Consider the following 16,188-nt stretch of genomic DNA (forward strand, 5'->3'; position numbering starts at 1 on the left):
CCGACGGCACACCGACGACCGGGACCTGCTCGATGGCTCCGCTCACTGCTGCTCGGCGGGGTCGGGCACGTGGATGATCAGGGCGTCGCCCTGGCCCCCGCCGCCGCAGAGCGCCGCCGCGCCGGTGCCGCCACCGCGCCGCCTGAGCTCCATGGCGAGGGTGAGCACCAGCCGGGCACCGGACATGCCGATCGGGTGGCCCAGCGCGATCGCGCCGCCGTTGACGTTGACCTTGTCGTCGCCGATGCCCAGGTCGCGCATGGACTGGATGCCGACCGCGGCGAACGCCTCGTTGATCTCGACCAGGTCGAGGTCCTCCACCCCCAGGCCGCCCTTGCGCAGGGCGTGGCTGATCGCGTTGGAGGGCTGCGAGTGCAGCGAGTTGTCCGGGCCCGCCACGTTGCCGTGCGCGCCGATCTCGGCGAGCCAGGTCAGCCCCAGCTCCCCGGCCTTCGCCTTGCTCATCACGACCACGGCCGCCGCACCGTCGGAGATCGGCGAGGCGCTGCCGGCGGTGATCGTGCCGTCGGAGGTGAACGCCGGGCGCAGCCGGCCCAACGACTCGACGGTGGTGTCCGGGCGGATGCCCTCGTCCTCGCTGATCACCACCGGGTCGCCCTTGCGCTGCGGGATGATCACCGGGGTGATCTCGTCGGCGAAGTGCCCGTTCTTCTGCGCGGCGGCGGCCCGCTGGTGGCTGGCGGCGGCGAAGGCGTCCTGCTCGGCACGGGTGATGCCGTGCCGCGCGCCGTGCCGCTCGGTCGACTCGCCCATCGAGCAGCAGTCCCAGGCGTCGGTCAGCCCGTCGAGGGCCATGTGGTCCTTGATCGTCACGTCGCCGTACTTGTAGCCGGCGCGCTGGCCGAGCAGCAGGTGCGGGGAGTTGGTCATCGACTCCATGCCGCCGGCCACCACGACGTCGAACTCGCCGGCCCGGATGAGCTGGTCGGCCAGGGCGATCGCGTCCAGGCCGGAGAGGCAGACCTTGTTGATCGTCAGCGCCGGCACGGACATCGGGACGCCCGCCTCGACGGCGGCCTGCCGAGCGGGGATCTGCCCGGTGCCGGCCTGCAGGACCTGGCCCATGATGACGTACTGCACCTGCTCGGGGGGCACCCCGGCGCGCTCCAGCGCGGCCTTGATCGCGATGCCGCCGAGCTTGGTGGCGGGGAGGTCCTTGAGGTTGCCGAGCAGGCGCCCCATCGGGGTCCGCGCGCCGCTGACGATCACCGAAGCCATGTGCCTGCCTCCGAGGGGGGTGCCGAGCTGTGAACCTTAACGATTGTTCGGTTGGACGGGTGTTCGGTCAGACTAACGCCATGGCTGAGAACTCCCCCGCCGAGCCCGCTGCCGACTTCGTCACAGACATCGGCCTGCGCCGCATCGACCACGTCGGGATCGCCGTCGCCGACCTCGACGCCGCGATCGACTTCTATCAGCGCACCTTCGGCATGCGCTGCGTGCACACCGAGACCAACGCCGAGCAGGGCGTGCGCGAGGCGATGCTGACGGTCGGGCCGACCGCCGAGGGCGGCTGCGTGCAACTGCTCGCCCCGCTCACCCCGGAGTCGACCATCGCCAAGTTTCTCGACCGCAACGGGCCGGGCGTGCAGCAGGTGGCGTACACGGTGACCGACATCGACGCGGCGTGCGCGGCACTGCGCGAGCGCGGCCTGCGGCTGCTCTTCGAGACCCCACGCCGGGGCACCGCCGACTCCCGGATCAACTTCGTCCACCCCAAGGACGCGGGCGGCGTCCTCGTCGAGTTGGTCGAGCCCGCCCAGCGGTGAAAGGTGAAAGGAGGGGCCCCCTGTTAACGCATTCTGTGGAGCAGGGGCCCCTTCTTAACCACCCCACCCTGCACCGCCTCGCGCCCCGCCTCGCGCCCCGGTGGCACCCGCCCCGGCACCACGACAGCCCCCGCGCGAGCGCAGTGGTGCGCGGCCGAGTTGATCGACTTCATGTCGGCGGCGAGGCGGTATCAACGGGACGGGAAACCCCCATCCGGCCGACATCAAGTCGATCAAGCGGTTCTGCAGCCGCCGACCCCCGGCACACCGGCCGACAAGAAACCGGCACGGGCCGGCAAAGGACCGCCGGGCGCTCCCGCGGCCCTTTTCCCGCACGCCCCCACGCGCCCGACCACCCGCCCACCGGGCCGCCCGACCACCCGCCTCCAGCACGCCCGACCACCCGCCCCACCGGGCCGCCCGACCAACCGCCCGCTGGGCCGCCGGACCGGCCCCGGAGCTGCCAAGATCGCCCATCGACGGACCCGCCCGACGGCGGCCTGTTGACCATGTAAACAGGACACGAAAGCCCCGCACCGCTCTTGCGAAGCACCCCGGGGGGTCTGCGAGTATGTCCCAATGCCCCAGCAGCAGTCCTCCCCTCTTGCGTTCTTCGATAACGCGAACTCGCAGCCAGATTTCACCGTTGGCCTGCGCGGATACAACGTCGGGCAGGTCGATGACTTCATCGGTCGGCTGACCGCCGCGCTGACCCAGTCCGAGCAGGCCCGCGCCGAGGCCGAGCAGCGGATGAACGACGCCCAGCGTCGGCTCCGCCAGGCCGAGCAGCGCCAGAGCGCGCTGGAGCAGAAGCTCGCCGAGACCAACAAGCAGCTCGAGGAGAACAGCCGGCCGACCCTGTCCGGCCTGGGCACCCGCGTCGAGCAGATCCTGCGGCTGGCCGAGGAGCAGGCCAACGACCACCGCAACGAGGCCAAGCGGGAGTCCGAGGGCATCCTCTCCGCGGCCCGCCTGGAGGCGCGCGAGATCACCGACAAGGCCCGCGCCGAGGCCGCCGCGATGAAGGCCACCGCCGAGCGCGAGGCCGGCAGCGTCCGCACCGCCGCCGAGCGCGAGGCCGCCGAGGTGCGCGTGCAGGCCCGCCGGGAGGCCGACACCCTGCGCGCCGACGCCGAGCGGGAGACCAAGCAGCTGCGCACCGTCACCGCGCACGAGGTCGCCGAGCTGAAGTCGACCGTCGAGCGTGAGGTCGCCACCCTGCGCGCCACCGCCGAGCGGGAGATCACCCAGCAGCGGGCGAAGGCCGCGCGGGAGGCCGAGGAGAAGCGCGCCGAGGCGACCAAGCTCCTCACCGACGCCCGCGACAAGCGCGACAAGGACCTCCAGGCGCTGGAGCTGCAGCTCGCCGAGCGGCGCGAGAAGGCCGAGCGCGAGGAGTCCGAGCGGCACGCGGCCCAGGTCGCCCAGACCCAGAAGCTGGTCGGCGAGGCCGAGCAGCGCGCCCGGGCGGCCCAGGAGCGGGCCAAGGAGATCGAGCAGCGCGCCGAGGCCCGCCGGGTCGAGTCCGAGCGCACCGCCAACGACACCGTCGAGAAGGCCAAGGCGCTGTCCGAGAAGACCCTCAACGAGGCCAAGGCCGAGGCGAAGCGGCTGCTCACGGAGGCCCGCACCGAGGCCGACCTGACCACCCAGGCCGCCCGCCGCGAGGTCGAGGACCTCACCCGGCAGAAGGACGCCGTCACCTCGCAGCTCGGCCAGATGCTGTCGGGCCTCGCCGGCATCGTGCCGGGCGTGCCGCCGGCGCAGGCCAAGCCGGAGCCGGCCAAGGCGGACAGCAAGGACGAGCGGGTGAACGCGGAGTCCGCCGGCTGACCGACCGCACGGCCGGGGGGCACGGATACGGCGCGGGGTGACACCGGGTAACCGGTGTGACCCCGCGCCGTATGCGTTTCCCGCACTCTGGCCCGGACGCCGGTAACGGCAGTGAATCAGCTCCCATCCGGGGCGTCCGTATCGCCCCAGCCGAGCCGGATGCGTGTGAGGATGGGGGCATGTCGCACGGCGAGGAACTGTTCGCTCTCGGCGGGGATGTGACGACGGAGCCCAGCTTCGAGTCCGCCCTGCGGGGGTACGAGAAACGACAGGTCGACAGGTACGTCGCTCGCGCGGAGCACGAGATCGCGACACTGGCGGCCGAGCGGGAACAGGCGTACACCCAGATCCACAAGCTGGCCGGGCAGGTCGAGGTGCTGCAACGCGACCTCGCCCAGGTGCGCAAGCAGGTCGGCGTGGTGGACCGGGCCTCGTTCCGGCACCTCGGCCCCCGGGTGGAGCAGATCCTCGTCCTCGCCGAGGAGCAGGCCGACGACATCCTCGCCGCCGCCAACGAGGAGATCGAGGCGCGGCGGGCCGCCGCCGAGCACATCGTCGCCGAGGCCAAGGAGCAGGCCGCCCAGGCGCTCAAGGACTTCGAGATCGCCCTCGCCGCCCGGCGGGCCGAGGAGGAGCGGCACGGTGCCGCCCGACGCGCCGAGGCGGACGCCACGCTGAAGGCCGCCAAGGACGAGTCCGCCCAGCTGCGTGCGGCGGCCAAGGACGAGTCGACCCGGCTGCGCAAGGCCGCCCAGGAGGCCCTGGAGAAGGCCCAGCAGGAGGCCACCCAGCTCCGGGACGCCGCGAAGGAGATCCACACCCGGGCCCAGCAGGAGGCGACCAAGCTGCGCGAGGCCGCCAAGGAGGCCCTCGCCAAGGCCCAGCAGGAGGCCACCCAGCTCCGCGAGGCCGCCAAGGAGGTGCACGCCAAGGCCCAGCAGGAGGCGAAGCGGCTCACCGACAACGCCACCGAGGCTGGCCGGGCGACCCACGCCAAGGCGTTGCAGGAGGCCAAGCGGGTCACCGACGACGCCGAGGGCGCGGCGAAGGCCACCCGCGACCGGGCCCGGCAGGAGGCCGAGCGGCTGACCGCGCAGGCGACCGAGGCCAGCAAGCGCCAACGCGCCGACACCGAGGCGTACGTGCAGCGGATGCGCACGGAGACCGAGGCGTACGTGCAGCAGTCCCGCGCCCAGACGCAGCAGGAGCTGGGCGCCTGGCGGGCCGGGGTGGAGCAGGAGGTCAACGGCCGGCGGGAGGCCGCCGACCGGGAGCTGGCCCAGCGCAAGGAGACCGCCGAGCGGGAACACTCCCAGCGCCGCGACGAGCTGGACCGGCAGCACGCGGCCCGGCAGGACGAGCTGGAGCAGCAGTTCACGGCCCGGCAGACCGAGCTGGAGCAGCAGTACACCGCCCGGCGGGCCGAGATCGAGGACGGTGCCGCGGAGGTCCGGCGCGCCGCCGAGCAGGACGCCCTCGCGATGCGCCGGCAGGCCGAGGAGGAGGCCGCCGAGCTGCTGGGCCGGGCCGAGGCCGACGCGACCGACAGGCGACGCCGGGCCGACGAGCACGTCGCCGCCTCCCGTCGCCAGTTCGAGGAGTACGCGGCCACCACCCAGCAGCACCTGGCCACCACGCAGCAGCACCTCGCGGCGACCCAGCAGGAGGTGGCCGCCGGCCGCCAGCAGCTCGCCCAGGTGATGTTGGAGATCGCCCAGGCCCAGCAGCAGCTGGCCGACCTGCGGCAGGAGACCTGGCAGTCCCGGCAGGAGTCGGACGAGCTCCAGCACCAGCTGCTCGACCTGCGGCAGCAGCTGGCCGGTGCCCGCCTGTCGGCCAGCGTTCCGGCGAAGGCGACCGCCCCGGCGGTGTCCCTCGACGGCTCCGCACCGGACCCGGCCGCCGACGGCACGGCCCCGGTCAAGGCGACTGCCGCCCCGGTCAAGGCGGCCGAGGCCGCCACGTCGGGCAAGCCGGCCGCCGCCGGGCCCGGCGAGCCCGCGAAGCCCACCCCCATCAAGGCGACGGCCGACGCGGGAGCGGCGAAGACCGCACCCACCGACGACGCCGCCCCGGCCCGGACCCGGCCGGTGGCCGAGCCGGTCACCACGGTGGACGGCGGTGCGGCCAGCGCCGGGGTGGACGGCGAGCCGACGGTGGCCGCGGTGCCCGGCGAGGGCGGCCGGGGGGCGACCCCCACGAAGATCACCAGCACCGGTGAGAACGGCAAGCGGCCGACGAAGCCGACGACCGACGAGCGCAGCGCCAGGCCGAGCAAGGTGTCCGTCGAGTCCGAGTGAGCCGGGGTGGCCGGGCCGTCCGCCCGGCAACTACCCTCCTGTCGGCAGGACCCGCGCCCGGCCGGGGCCGTGGGCGGCTGACGACCCTCCGGGCGCACCCGCCGGAGGGCGGAGGAGGTCTCGGTGGCGGACGGCGGACGGGCGCACGACGGGCAGCCGGACCACGCGCCGGTGGGCCACGGGCAGATGGACCGCACCGGTCCGGACGGCGTCCCGGCGGGCCGCACCGACCCGGTCGGCCCCCCGCCGATGCGCTCCGCACCGGATCGGACCGCGCCGGATCGGACCTCGCCGGATGACGGCCGGGCGGACCTCGGCGACCCCGGCGACTTCGACCCGCCCGGGTCGCCCGCCGCCAGCTCGGGCCGCTTCGGCGTGCCGGGGCGGCCCCTGCGCCGCAACAGCTTTCTCGTCGGCTTCACCGGCGCGCTCGGCGTGCTGCTGGCGTACGCCGTCTTCCTCGGCGTCCGCAACTCGGCCGGCATCCTGGTGCTGGTCGTCATCGCGCTCTTCCTCGCCGTCGGGCTGAACCCGGCGGTGGTCCGGCTGCGCTCGTGGGGCCTGCCCAACGGGCTGGCCGTCACGGCGGTGACGCTGATCGTGCTGCTGCTGATCGTCGGCGGCCTGGTGGCGCTGGTCCCGCCGGTGGTCACCCAGTCCGGGCAGTTCGTCGAGCAGCTGCCCAGCTACGTCGACGAGCTGCGCCGCAACGAGGCGGTCAACGACTTCGTCGTCCGGTACGACGTGATGGCCAAGGTGCAGGCCGCGGCCAACGCCGACACGATCGGGCGGGCGCTGGGCGGGGTCCTCGGCGGCGCCCAGCTCATCTTCGGCACGGTCTTCCGGGCGCTCACCGTGCTGGTGTTGACGATCTACTTCCTCGCGTACTTCGACCGGCTGCGCCGCGTGGGGTACGCGCTGGTCCCCCGCTCCCGCCGGCACCGGGTGCAGCTCATCGGCGACGAGATCCTGGCGAAGGTCGGCGCGTACATGGTGGGCGCCCTGAGCATCGCCGTGCTGGCCGGCGTGACCACCTTCGTGTTCGCGCTGGCCGTCGGGCTGCCGTACCCGTTCGCGCTGGCCGTGGTGGTCGCGGTGACCGACCTGATCCCGCAGATCGGCGCCACCCTCGGCGCGGTGGTGGTCAGCCTCGTCGGCTTCGCCACCGACCTGCCGGTGGGGATCGCCTGCGTCGCGTTCTTCGTGGTCTACCAGCAGGTCGAGAACTACCTGATCTACCCGAAGGTGATGCGCCGCTCGGTCGAGGTCAACGAGGTCGCGGCCCTGCTCGCCGCGCTGCTGGGGGTGTCGCTGATGGGCGTGGTCGGCGCGCTGATCGCGATCCCGACGGTGGCCGCCGGCCAGCTCATCCTGCGCGAGGTGGTGCTGCCCCGCCAGGACGCCCGCTGACGGGCGACCGACCCGCCCCGGCTCAGTCGGCGGAGCCGGCCTTCGGGCCCGGCACCGGGACGTCGGCGAACGAGGCGACCGTCCGGTCGGCGTACGCGCTGACGTCGCCGGTGGTCATCGGCCCGTCCCAGGTGCGCGGCAGGGGCAGCGGGGCGGCCGGGTTGACCCGGCGGACGATCTCGTCGAGCACGGTCTCGGCGTCGCCGACCCACAGGTGCTTCGCGCCGGGCACCCCGACCACCTCGGCCTGCGGCACCGCCGCGAAGCGCCGCCGCGCCTCGTCGGGGCGCAGGTAGTCGTCGAACTCCGGCACCAGGGCGGTCAGCGGCTTGCCCTCCTGCGCCCAGTGTTCGAGGTCGGCGGGGGCGGAGAAACGCAGCGGCGGGGAGAGCAGGATCGCGCCGGCCACCGCCGGGTCGCAGCCGTACTTGAGGGTCAGGTCGGTGCCGAACGACCAGCCGACCAGCCAGACGTTCGGCAGCTCGGCGAACTCGGCGTACTCGATGGCGGCGGCGACGTCGAAGCGCTCGCCGACGGCGTTGTCGAACGCTCCCTCGCTGGTGCCCCGCACGCTGCTGGTGCCGCGCGTGTTGAACCGGAGCACGGCCAGGTCGGCCAGCGCCGGCAGCCGCCAGGCGGCCTTGCGGAAGACGTGGCTGTCCATCATCCCGCCGTGGGTGGGCAGCGGGTGCAGGCAGACCAGCGTCCCGGCCGGCTCCTTTCCGACGGGGCGGGCCAGCTCGCCGACGAGGGTCAGGCCGTCGGCGGTGTGCAGCTCGATGTCCTCGCGGTGCCCGGGCAGGATCGAGGACGCGCGGATCGGTGTGCTCACCGTCCCAGTCTCGCGCGTCGGCGCCGGCACCGCCCGCCCGGGCGGAAACAGGGTGATCCAGATCGCTCAGCCGTAGCGGGGCGCGCCCCGCCCGCGCTGGATGCCGGGGCCGCGCCGGTCCCGCGCCCGCCAGCACCCGCTGTGCCAGTGCCGGCGGTCGGTCAGGTCGCCCCGGTCGTCGGCCGGCCAGGCCACCAGGTGTGCCACCCCCGGGCGGATCTCCTGGTCGCAGCCCGGGCAGCGGTACGTCTTCACCGACGCGCCGCCGCTGATCCCGCGCACCTGCCAGTCGCCGTCGCGCCACTGCTGCACGGTGGGCACCCCGTGGCGGGCCCGGTCGGCGTCGAGGTGGGCGTGCTCGTCCCGGCGGGGACGGTTGCGACGGGGGCTCACCTCGTCAAGGTTACGGTCGGTTCCCGCCACCGGCCCGGCGAGGTGCGCCTGCGCGACGGCCCGGCCGGCGGCGGGTGCCACGCGCGGGGCGGCCCGGTCAGCGGGCGGTGTGGTCGCGGAAGCCGCGCCCCGCCTCGCGGCCCAGGTAGCCGGCGGTGACGAGGTGCTCCAGCAGGGGTGCCGGGGCGAAGCCGGGGTCACGCAGCTCGCGGTAGAGCGCGCGCTGGCTGGCGAGCGCCACGTCCAGGCCGACCGCGTCCAGCAGCTCGAACGGGCCCGTCGGGTAGCCGCAGCCGAGCTTCATCGCGTGGTCGATGTCGTCGACGGTGGCGTAGCCGGCCTCCAGCATCTTCACCGCGTCGTTCAGGTACGGGAAGAGCAACGCGTCGACCACGAACCCGGCCCGGTCGCCGCAGACCACGGCGGTCCTGCCGAGCGTCGCGCAGACGGCGCGGGCGGTGGCGGTGGCCTCCTCGCCGGTGCGGATGGTCCGCACGATCTCCACCAGGGGCCGCGCCGGCACCGGGCCGGCGAAGTGCAGCCCGACCACGTCGGCGGGCCGCCCGGTGGCCATCGCGATGTCGATCACCGGCAGCGACGAGGTGGTGGTGGCGAGCACGACGCCCGGCTTGCAGACGCCGTCGAGGCTGGCGAACAGCTCCTTCTTGACGCCCAGGTCCTCCGCCACGGCCTCGACGACCAGGTCGACCTCGGCCAGCCCGTCGAGCGGCTCCGCGCCCGGGGCCACCTGGACCACGTCGTACCCGGCCCCGGCGAAGACCTCGACGAGCCCGGCGGCCGTCGCGCCGGAGCCGACGACGCCGACCCGGGCGACGCGGCGCGCGCCGTCGCCGGCCGCCGGCCGCTCCTGCGGGGTCGACTCGTCCGGTACGACCTTCGACGAGCCCGGCTTCTCGTAGGTGTAGAAGCCCCGGCCGGACTTGCGGCCGAGCAGACCCGCGGTGACCATCTGCCTGACCAGCGGCACCGGGGCGTGCCGGCGGTCCCGCCCGCCGCGCCGGTACATGGTGTCCAGGATCTCGTACGCGGTGTCGAGGCCGATCAGGTCCAGCAGGGCGAGCGGCCCCATCGGCAGGCCGCCGCCGAGCTTCATCGCGGCGTCGATGTCCTCGCGGCTGGCGTAGCGCGACTCGAACATCGCCACGGCGTGGTTGAGGTAGCCGAAGAGCAGCGCGTTGGCGATGAAGCCGGCCCGGTCACCGATGGTGACGTCGACCTTGCCGAGCCGGGCGCAGAGGGCCTCGACGTCGGCGACCACGTCGGCGGCGGTCACCACCGTGCGGACCACCTCGACCAGCTTCATCACGGGGGCCGGGTTGAAGAAGTGGATGCCGACGACCTGCTGGGGGCGGCCGGTGGCGACGGAGACCTCGGTGACCGACAGCGAGGAGGTGTTGGTGGCGAGGATCGCCTCGGGCCTGCAGACCCGGTCCAGCTCGGCGAAGATCCGTCGCTTGAGGTCGAGGCGCTCGGGGACCGCCTCGACCACCAGGTCCACCGCGTGCAGCGCGTCCAGCCCCACCTGGAAGTCGACCCGGGCCAGCAGGGCGTCCCGGTCGGCCTCGGCGAGCTTGCCCCGGGCGACGGCCCGGTCGGTCGAGCCGGTCAGGTTGGCCCGGCCACGGTCGAGGGCGGCCTCGGAGACCTCGACCGCGACGACGTCGATGCCGTTGCGCGCGAAGACCTCGACGATGCCGGCACCCATGGTGCCCAGCCCCACAACGCCCACGCTGGTGAACTCGCGCGCCACGACCGGCCTCCCCAATGCTGCGCGGGACCGCGGGACGGGACCCCGCGGGACCGCATGAACGGTCACTAAGGTTATGCGCGCGAGTCTGCCACGTGACGGTCCGTCGCCGGGACGCGGAGGGGGCCGCAGAGCCGGTCGGGCGGCTCAGCGGCTCCGGTCGGTCAGCGCCAGCAGTTCGGCGACGAACTCCGCCGGCCGCTCCAGGTGCGGGCTGTGCCCGCAACCCGGCAACACCACCTCGTGGTACGCCCCGCCGGCCGCAGCGTACCGGTCGAGCACCGCCCGGGTCTGCCCGACCATCGGCTGCGGCGGGCAGTCCCGCTCCCCCGGCCAGCCGGGCACCACCCCCAGCGACCCGAGGTGTGCCAGGTCGAACAGCGAGGTGTCCGACACGATCACGTCGGCGTCGCCGCGTACCCAGGTGACGGGGGGCTTGCCGGCGACGGCGACGAGGTCGTCGGCGATGCGGAAGTGGGCCGGGGCGAGGGCGTTGAGCACGCCGCTGTCGCCGGCCGCGGTGCCCGGCCAGTGCGGCGAGGCGACCGCCGTGCCGGGGTAGTTGCCGTCCCCCGTCGCGGTGGACAGGAGGCTGTCCAGCAGCAGCTCCTCGTCGTCGCCGAGCGACGCCGGGTCGGCCACGTACGCGGTCCGCAGCACGCTGCGGGGGCTGGTCGGGCCGTCCGCGCCCCGGTCACCGGCGGCCAGCCGGGCCACGAAGTCCCCGTTCGCGGTGCCGCCGCCGGTGCCCGCGAAGTCGGGCGTGGTCGGCGTGCCGTCGAGGTCCCGGGTGCCGCCGAAGCCGTACGGGGAGACGGGCGCGGAGAGCAGCAGCCCGGCCACCCGGTCGGGGTGGTCGACCAGCAGCCGCATCGCCACGCCCCCGCCGAGGGAGTGCCCGACCACCACCGGCCGCGCGCCGGGGGCGAAGAGCCCCGGGGCGTCGAGCAGGGCGGCCACGTCGTCGGCGAAGTCCCGCAGCCCCCGGGTGGCGTCCACCGCGGCGGTCTCGGTGTCGCCGTAACCGCGCAGGTCCGGGGCGACCACCCGGAGGGTGTCGGGCAGCCGCCGCAGCAGCGGCTCCCAGAACGCCGAGGACGAACAGTTGCCGTGCACCAGCAGCACGGGCGCGCCGTCGGGTGACCCGGCCACCCGGACCCGCTGGACGATGCCGTTGGCCTGCACGGTGTGCTGCGTGCTCTCCATGCCGCGGCATGCTGCCACGCGGCGGCGGCCGGCTCCATGTGGCCGGCCCACATGAAAGGAGGGGCCCCTTGTTAACGCATCCGGTAGAGAAGGGTCCCCTGCTCACCCCGCCAAAGCGGCGGGGGTCAGGCGCGGGCGGCCGGCGGGGCGGCGACGGGCAGCGGCAGGGTCGGCCGGCGATCGCGGCGCTGCGGGCCCAGTTGGGGGGCCAGCCGCAGCCCGACCGGGTCCGTCCGGGCCAGGCCCGGGTCGAAGAAGCGCAGCTCGGTGCGGCCCAGCCGGATCACGTCCCCGTCGGAGAGCAGCTCCGGCACCTCGATCCGGCGGTCGTTGAGCCACGTGCCGTTGGTCGAGCCCAGGTCCTCAAGCCACACCCCGTCGGCGGCCAGCCGTACGCTGGCGTGCCGGCGACTCAGGTGTGGATCGTCGACGCTGACCTGCACGGTCGTCGCACGGCCGATCACCTGGGGCGTGCGGCTGAGCCGGAAGCTCGCCCCACGCATCGGTCCACCCGCCACCGTCAGCAGCGGCATCAGTTCCGGAAAGTCCTCCATGGACGGTCAGCCTCCAGCCACCGGTGTCCGGCGTCAGCCTGCCAGCACACCGCATCGATGCCCACCACCGCCCGGACACCTCCCAGCCCCCGGGCGGACAACTCCCGTTAGCCGGTTCGGCTTTTCGGGGCGGCGCACCAGGGCCATTGGTCCCGCCCCGGGCACGGCCCCCGGGAGCCGCCAGCCCCGCGCCGGGGGCCGCTGACCAGCCCGACCGAACACCTACCGACGAGTAGCTTCGGGGTCTAGACTTCCGCCATGACGGCTGTACGTGTCCCGGGTGCCCCGATCATCTCAGACGGGCGGCTGGTCTCCACCAGCCCCGCCACCGGGGCCGAGGTGGGTCGGCTGCCCGTCGCCGCCGCAGACGACGTCGCGCGGGCGGTCGAGCAGGCCCGCGAGGCGGCCGGCTGGTGGGCGGGGCTCGGCTTCACCGGCCGCCGGGAGCGGCTGCTGCGCTGGCGGGGTGTCCTCGCCCGGCGGATCGAGGAGCTGGCCGAGCTGATGCACGCCGAGGGCGGCAAGCCCGTCCCGGACGCGATCGTCGAGGTCCTCACCGCCATCGAGCACATCGACTGGGCCGCCCGCAACGCCGGCCGGGTGCTGCGCCCGCGCCGCGTGCGCTCCCGGCTCATCCTGGCCGAGTTCACCGGCCACCTCGAATACCAGCCGTACGGGGTGGTCGGCGTCATCGGCCCCTGGAACTACCCGGTCTTCACCCCGATCGGCTCCACGGCGTACGCGCTCGCCGCCGGCAACACGGTCGTGCTGAAGCCCAGCGAATACACCCCCGTCGTCGGCCAGTGGCTGGTCGACAGCCTCGCCGAGGTGGTGCCCGAGCAGCCCGTCCTCACCGCCGTGCACGGCCTCGGCGACGTCGGCGCGGCCCTGTGCCGCTCCGGCGTGAACAAGCTGGCCTTCACCGGCTCGACGGCCACCGCCAAGAAGGTGATGGCCGCCTGCGCCGAGACGCTCACCCCGGTCCTGCTGGAGGCGGGCGGCAAGGACGCGATGATCGTCGACAGCGACGCCGACCTCGACGCCGCCGCCGAGGCGTGCGTCTGGGGCGGGCTCACCAACGCCGGCCAGACCTGCATCGGCATCGAGCGGGTGTACGCCGTCGAACCCGTCTTCGACGTCTTCGTCGGCAAGGTCGTCGAGCGGGCCGGCCGGCTGACGGTCGGCGCCGACGGGTCCGACATCGGCCCGATCACCATGCCCGGCCAGGTCGACGTGATCCGCCGGCACATCGACGACGCGCTGGCCCGGGGCGGGCGGGCCGTCCTCGGCGGCGCCGAGGCGGTGCAGCCGCCCTACGTGCGGCCGACCATCCTGGTCGACGTGCCGGAGGACTCGCTCGCCGTCCGCGAGGAGACCTTCGGCCCGACGCTGACGATCAACCGGGTCCGCGACGCCGAGGAGGCGATCACCCGCGCCAACGCGCTCCCGTACGGCCTGGGGGGTTCGGTCTTCGGCCGGCGGCGGGCCGTGGCCATCGCGCGGCGGCTGCGCTCCGGGATGGCCGCGGTGAACTCCACCCTGACGTTCGCGGGGATGTCCACCCTGCCGTTCGGCGGCGTCGGCGAGTCCGGCTTCGGCCGCATCCACGGCGAGGACGGGCTGCGCGAGTTCGGCCGTCCCAAGGCCGTCACCCGCCGCCGGGCCCGGTCGCTGCTGCCGGCGATGACCTTCGAGCGCACCCCCGCCGACGTCGCCCGCCTGGTCAAGGTCACCAAGCTGTTGTACGGCCGCAGGCGCTGACCCCGGCCCGCGCAGGCGGCCCTCAGAACAGGGTCAGCTCGTCGCGCTCGATGCCGCGCAGCTTGTCGTAGTCGACGACGACGCACCGGATGCCCCGGTCCGTGGCCAGCACCCGCGCCTGCGGCTTGATCTCCTGGGCGGCGAAGACGCCGGTCACCGGGGCGAGCAGGGGGTCACGGTTCATCAGTTCGAGATAGCGGGTGAGCTGCTCCACCCCGTCGATCTCGCCGCGCCGCTTCACCTCGACGGCGACGGCGCCGAGGTCGGCGTCCCGGCAGAGCAGGTCCACCGGCCCGATCGCCGTCATGTACTCCCGGCGCACCAGCGTGTAGCCCTCGCCCAGCGCCGTCGGGTTGGCCGCCAGCAACTCCTGGAGGTGCGCCTCGACGCCGTCCTTGCGCAGGCCGGGGTCGACGCCCAGCTCGTACGAGGTGTCCTGGAAGACCTCCTCCAGGGTGATCCGCAGCTCCTCGCCGGCCTTGTTGACCACCCGCCACACGCCGGGGGCCTCCTCCAGCCGGCAGGGCGGACTCATCCAGTTCAACGGCTTGTACGCCCGGTCGTCGGCGTGGATCGACACCGACCCGTCCGCCTTCACCATCAACAGGCGCGTGGCCAACGGCAGGTGCGCCGAGAGCCGTCCGACGTAGTCCACCGAGCACTTCGCAATCACCAGCCGCACCCGACGAGGGTAGCCCAGACCCTGGCGTCCGCCGCCGAGCGGCACTGGCGTGCCGGTGCCATGCTGAGACGGTGTTCGAAGTCCTCACGGGTACCGGGCTGGCCGCGTCGGCCGGCCTGAACGCCTACATACCCCTGCTGACCATGGGACTGCTGGCCCGCTACACCGACCTGATCGACCTGCCCAGCGGCTGGCAGTGGCTCGGCAACGGCTGGGTCGTCGCCATCCTCGCGGTGCTGCTCACCGTCGAGGTCGTCGCCGACAAGGTGCCGGTGCTCGACCACGTCAACGACGTCGTCCAGACCGTGGTCCGGCCGACCGCCGGCGGCCTCGCCTTCGGCGCGGGCTCCACCTCCGAGACGGTCACCGTGAGCGACCCGGGCAGCTTCTTCTCGTCCAACGACTGGGTGCCGGTGGTCACCGGCGTGCTCATCGCGCTCGGCGTCCATCTGCTCAAGTCCGCCGCCCGCCCGGTGATCAACGCGACCACCGCCGGCTTCGGCGCGCCGGTCGCCAGCACCGCCGAGGACGCCACCAGCGTCGTCATGTCCCTGGTGGCGATCATCCTGCCAGTGCTGGTGCTGGCCTTCCTGCTCGGCCTGGCCGCCTTCACCGTCTGGTTCCTGCGCCGCCGCCGGGACCGCCGCCGCGAACGCCAGGCCGCCCGCGCCGCCGGCTACCGCGTCTGATCTGGTACGCCCCGCGCAACCGCCGCCGGCCGGGCCCCTGTTGTCGGGGCCCGGCCGGCGGCGCTATGCGATCGGTCAGCTGTTGTTCCAGTGCTGGGCGACGAGGTCGGCGGCCTGCTGTTCCCACTGGGCGTAGGCGTCGGGGTAGGCGGAGACCTGGACGGTCTGGGCGGCGTCGGTCAGGGGCATGTCCTGCCAGCCGTCGACCTGTCGGAGGCCCTTGAGGAACGCCGTGGTCGCGTACTGCGGGTCGGTGATCTGCTCCGGCGAACCCCAGCCGCTGGACGGGCGCTGCTGGAACAGGCCGAGGGAGTCGTGGTCGTTGCGGTCACCCAGGTGACCCAGGTTCTGCAGCTTCGACTCCTGCAGGGCGGTACCGATGGAGATGACGGCGGCGCGTTCGTCGAGGCCGGTCTTCTTCGTGGCAGCGATGATGGCCTTGGCGTTGGCGGTCTGCTCGGCGTCGAGGTCGATGCGCGACTGCGCGCCCTGCACACCGTGGGGGATCAGCTTCCCGGCGTCGGCGGTCGTGTCGGCCTGTACGGCGGCGACGGGCCGCGCGTCGACAGTGCCGGTGCCGGTGTCGGTGGTGTGGTGGAGGGGTCCGGCGGCGAGGCCACCGGCGAACGCGAGTCCGGCGATGCCGAGGACGCTCTTACGCAGGATGGTCGTGTTCATGGGGGTGTCTCCTATCCGGGGGTCGGCACACGTCCCACATCCGCCGGAGGGGGATGGCGGGGGTGTGCGAGCACCACGTCGAGGCGCCCGAACAACGAACAACGGGGGAAGAAGAGGAGGGGGTGCGGCTGCCTTGCGGCGCCGGGTCCAGGTGTAACGACCGGCGACCGGCCCCCATTCCCGGGGGGATGACTCGGGTGGCGGGGGCTGGTCCTGCCAGATCCGGGGGGATCCGGGGTGCTGCTGCGGTCGTCCGTCAGGTGTAACGCCCCCGCCCCGGCCGGGATTCCGG

The 16,188-nt window shown here is 74.0% G+C and carries 14 protein-coding genes; 6 read left to right on the forward strand and 8 right to left on the reverse strand.

What is annotated here, in order from left to right:
• Window positions 1–42 precede the first annotated feature (42 nt).
• Window positions 43–1,239: an acetyl-CoA C-acetyltransferase gene (locus GA0070558_RS17395; protein ID WP_091281150.1), complete on the reverse strand. Its 1,197-nt coding sequence runs from the start codon at window positions 1,237–1,239 to the stop codon at window positions 43–45.
• Between the two features lie 80 nt (window positions 1,240–1,319).
• On the opposite strand from GA0070558_RS17395, the gene mce reads away from it, so the two are divergent.
• The 4 genes from mce to GA0070558_RS17415 all read left to right on the forward strand — a co-directional run bounded on the left by mce (window position 1,320) and on the right by GA0070558_RS17415 (window position 7,333).
• The gene (mce, locus tag GA0070558_RS17400; RefSeq protein WP_077938561.1) at window positions 1,320–1,790 is read left to right on the forward strand and encodes a methylmalonyl-CoA epimerase; all 471 of its coding nucleotides are present in this window, start codon (window positions 1,320–1,322) and stop codon (window positions 1,788–1,790) included.
• Window positions 1,791–2,369: 579 nt separating this feature from the next.
• Complete coding sequence (locus GA0070558_RS17405) at window positions 2,370–3,623, forward strand: coiled-coil domain-containing protein (protein ID WP_043966097.1); 1,254 nt, start codon at window positions 2,370–2,372, stop codon at window positions 3,621–3,623.
• Window positions 3,624–3,802: 179 nt separating this feature from the next.
• Window positions 3,803–5,923, forward strand: a complete 2,121-nt coding sequence (locus GA0070558_RS17410; RefSeq protein WP_091281153.1) for a coiled-coil domain-containing protein — start codon at window positions 3,803–3,805, stop codon at window positions 5,921–5,923.
• Window positions 5,924–6,109: 186 nt separating this feature from the next.
• Window positions 6,110–7,333 carry an AI-2E family transporter gene (locus GA0070558_RS17415; RefSeq protein WP_091281233.1) on the forward strand — a complete coding sequence of 408 codons (1,224 nt, stop codon included), beginning with the start codon at window positions 6,110–6,112 and terminating at the stop codon, window positions 7,331–7,333.
• 22 nt (window positions 7,334–7,355) lie between these two features.
• Here GA0070558_RS17415 and GA0070558_RS17420 read toward each other — a convergent pair whose 3' ends face one another.
• The 5 genes from GA0070558_RS17420 to GA0070558_RS17440 form a co-directional block, all read right to left on the reverse strand.
• Window positions 7,356–8,165: an alpha/beta hydrolase gene (locus tag GA0070558_RS17420; RefSeq protein WP_091281156.1), complete on the reverse strand. Its 810-nt coding sequence runs from the start codon at window positions 8,163–8,165 to the stop codon at window positions 7,356–7,358.
• A 66-nt stretch (window positions 8,166–8,231) separates the two neighbouring features.
• A complete protein-coding gene (locus GA0070558_RS17425; RefSeq protein WP_043966091.1) occupies window positions 8,232–8,558 on the reverse strand; it encodes an Rv1322 family protein in 327 nt (108 codons plus the stop codon).
• Between the two features lie 97 nt (window positions 8,559–8,655).
• Window positions 8,656–10,329 (reverse strand): 3-hydroxyacyl-CoA dehydrogenase family protein, encoded by a 1,674-nt coding sequence (locus GA0070558_RS17430; RefSeq protein ID WP_091281158.1) that lies wholly within the window; start codon window positions 10,327–10,329, stop codon window positions 8,656–8,658.
• Window positions 10,330–10,473: 144 nt separating this feature from the next.
• Complete coding sequence (locus GA0070558_RS17435; protein WP_091281161.1) at window positions 10,474–11,532, reverse strand: alpha/beta fold hydrolase; 1,059 nt, start codon at window positions 11,530–11,532, stop codon at window positions 10,474–10,476.
• Between the two features lie 125 nt (window positions 11,533–11,657).
• Entirely contained in the window at window positions 11,658–12,086 is a 429-nt protein-coding gene (locus tag GA0070558_RS17440) for an FHA domain-containing protein (RefSeq protein WP_077938555.1), read from the reverse strand.
• Window positions 12,087–12,344: 258 nt separating this feature from the next.
• Between GA0070558_RS17440 and GA0070558_RS17445 the strand changes: the two genes are divergently transcribed.
• Window positions 12,345–13,847: an aldehyde dehydrogenase family protein gene (locus GA0070558_RS17445; protein WP_091281164.1), complete on the forward strand. Its 1,503-nt coding sequence runs from the start codon at window positions 12,345–12,347 to the stop codon at window positions 13,845–13,847.
• Between the two features lie 22 nt (window positions 13,848–13,869).
• Here the strand turns inward: GA0070558_RS17445 and nucS are convergent, their stop codons facing one another.
• On the reverse strand, window positions 13,870–14,529 hold the full coding sequence (gene nucS, locus GA0070558_RS17450; protein WP_043966085.1) for an endonuclease NucS: 660 nt from the start codon (window positions 14,527–14,529) through the stop codon (window positions 13,870–13,872).
• Window positions 14,530–14,600: 71 nt separating this feature from the next.
• On the opposite strand from nucS, the gene GA0070558_RS17455 reads away from it, so the two are divergent.
• Window positions 14,601–15,218, forward strand: a complete 618-nt coding sequence (locus GA0070558_RS17455; RefSeq protein ID WP_091281167.1) for a DUF4126 domain-containing protein — start codon at window positions 14,601–14,603, stop codon at window positions 15,216–15,218.
• Between the two features lie 75 nt (window positions 15,219–15,293).
• Here the strand turns inward: GA0070558_RS17455 and GA0070558_RS17460 are convergent, their stop codons facing one another.
• Entirely contained in the window at window positions 15,294–15,896 is a 603-nt protein-coding gene (locus GA0070558_RS17460; RefSeq protein ID WP_091281170.1) for a hypothetical protein, read from the reverse strand.
• Between the last annotated feature and the right edge of the window lie 292 nt (window positions 15,897–16,188).

Source organism: Micromonospora haikouensis, assembly GCF_900091595.1.
Lineage (GTDB): Bacteria > Actinomycetota > Actinomycetes > Mycobacteriales > Micromonosporaceae > Micromonospora > Micromonospora haikouensis.

Excerpts from the sequence above, each read along its gene's own strand:
- GA0070558_RS17395 (WP_091281150.1), bottom strand. The coding sequence starts at position 1,239 with ATGGCTTCGGTGATCGTCAGCGGCGCGCGGACCCCGATGGGGCGCCTG.
- GA0070558_RS17405 (WP_043966097.1), top strand. The coding sequence starts at position 2,370 with ATGCCCCAGCAGCAGTCCTCCCCTCTTGCGTTCTTCGATAACGCGAAC.
- GA0070558_RS17415 (WP_091281233.1), top strand. The coding sequence starts at position 6,110 with ATGGACCGCACCGGTCCGGACGGCGTCCCGGCGGGCCGCACCGACCCG.
- mce (WP_077938561.1), top strand. The coding sequence starts at position 1,320 with ATGGCTGAGAACTCCCCCGCCGAGCCCGCTGCCGACTTCGTCACAGAC.
- GA0070558_RS17435 (WP_091281161.1), bottom strand. The coding sequence starts at position 11,532 with ATGGAGAGCACGCAGCACACCGTGCAGGCCAACGGCATCGTCCAGCGG.
- GA0070558_RS17410 (WP_091281153.1), top strand. The coding sequence starts at position 3,803 with ATGTCGCACGGCGAGGAACTGTTCGCTCTCGGCGGGGATGTGACGACG.
- GA0070558_RS17445 (WP_091281164.1), top strand. The coding sequence starts at position 12,345 with ATGACGGCTGTACGTGTCCCGGGTGCCCCGATCATCTCAGACGGGCGG.
- GA0070558_RS17460 (WP_091281170.1), bottom strand. The coding sequence starts at position 15,896 with ATGAACACGACCATCCTGCGTAAGAGCGTCCTCGGCATCGCCGGACTC.
- GA0070558_RS17440 (WP_077938555.1), bottom strand. The coding sequence starts at position 12,086 with ATGGAGGACTTTCCGGAACTGATGCCGCTGCTGACGGTGGCGGGTGGA.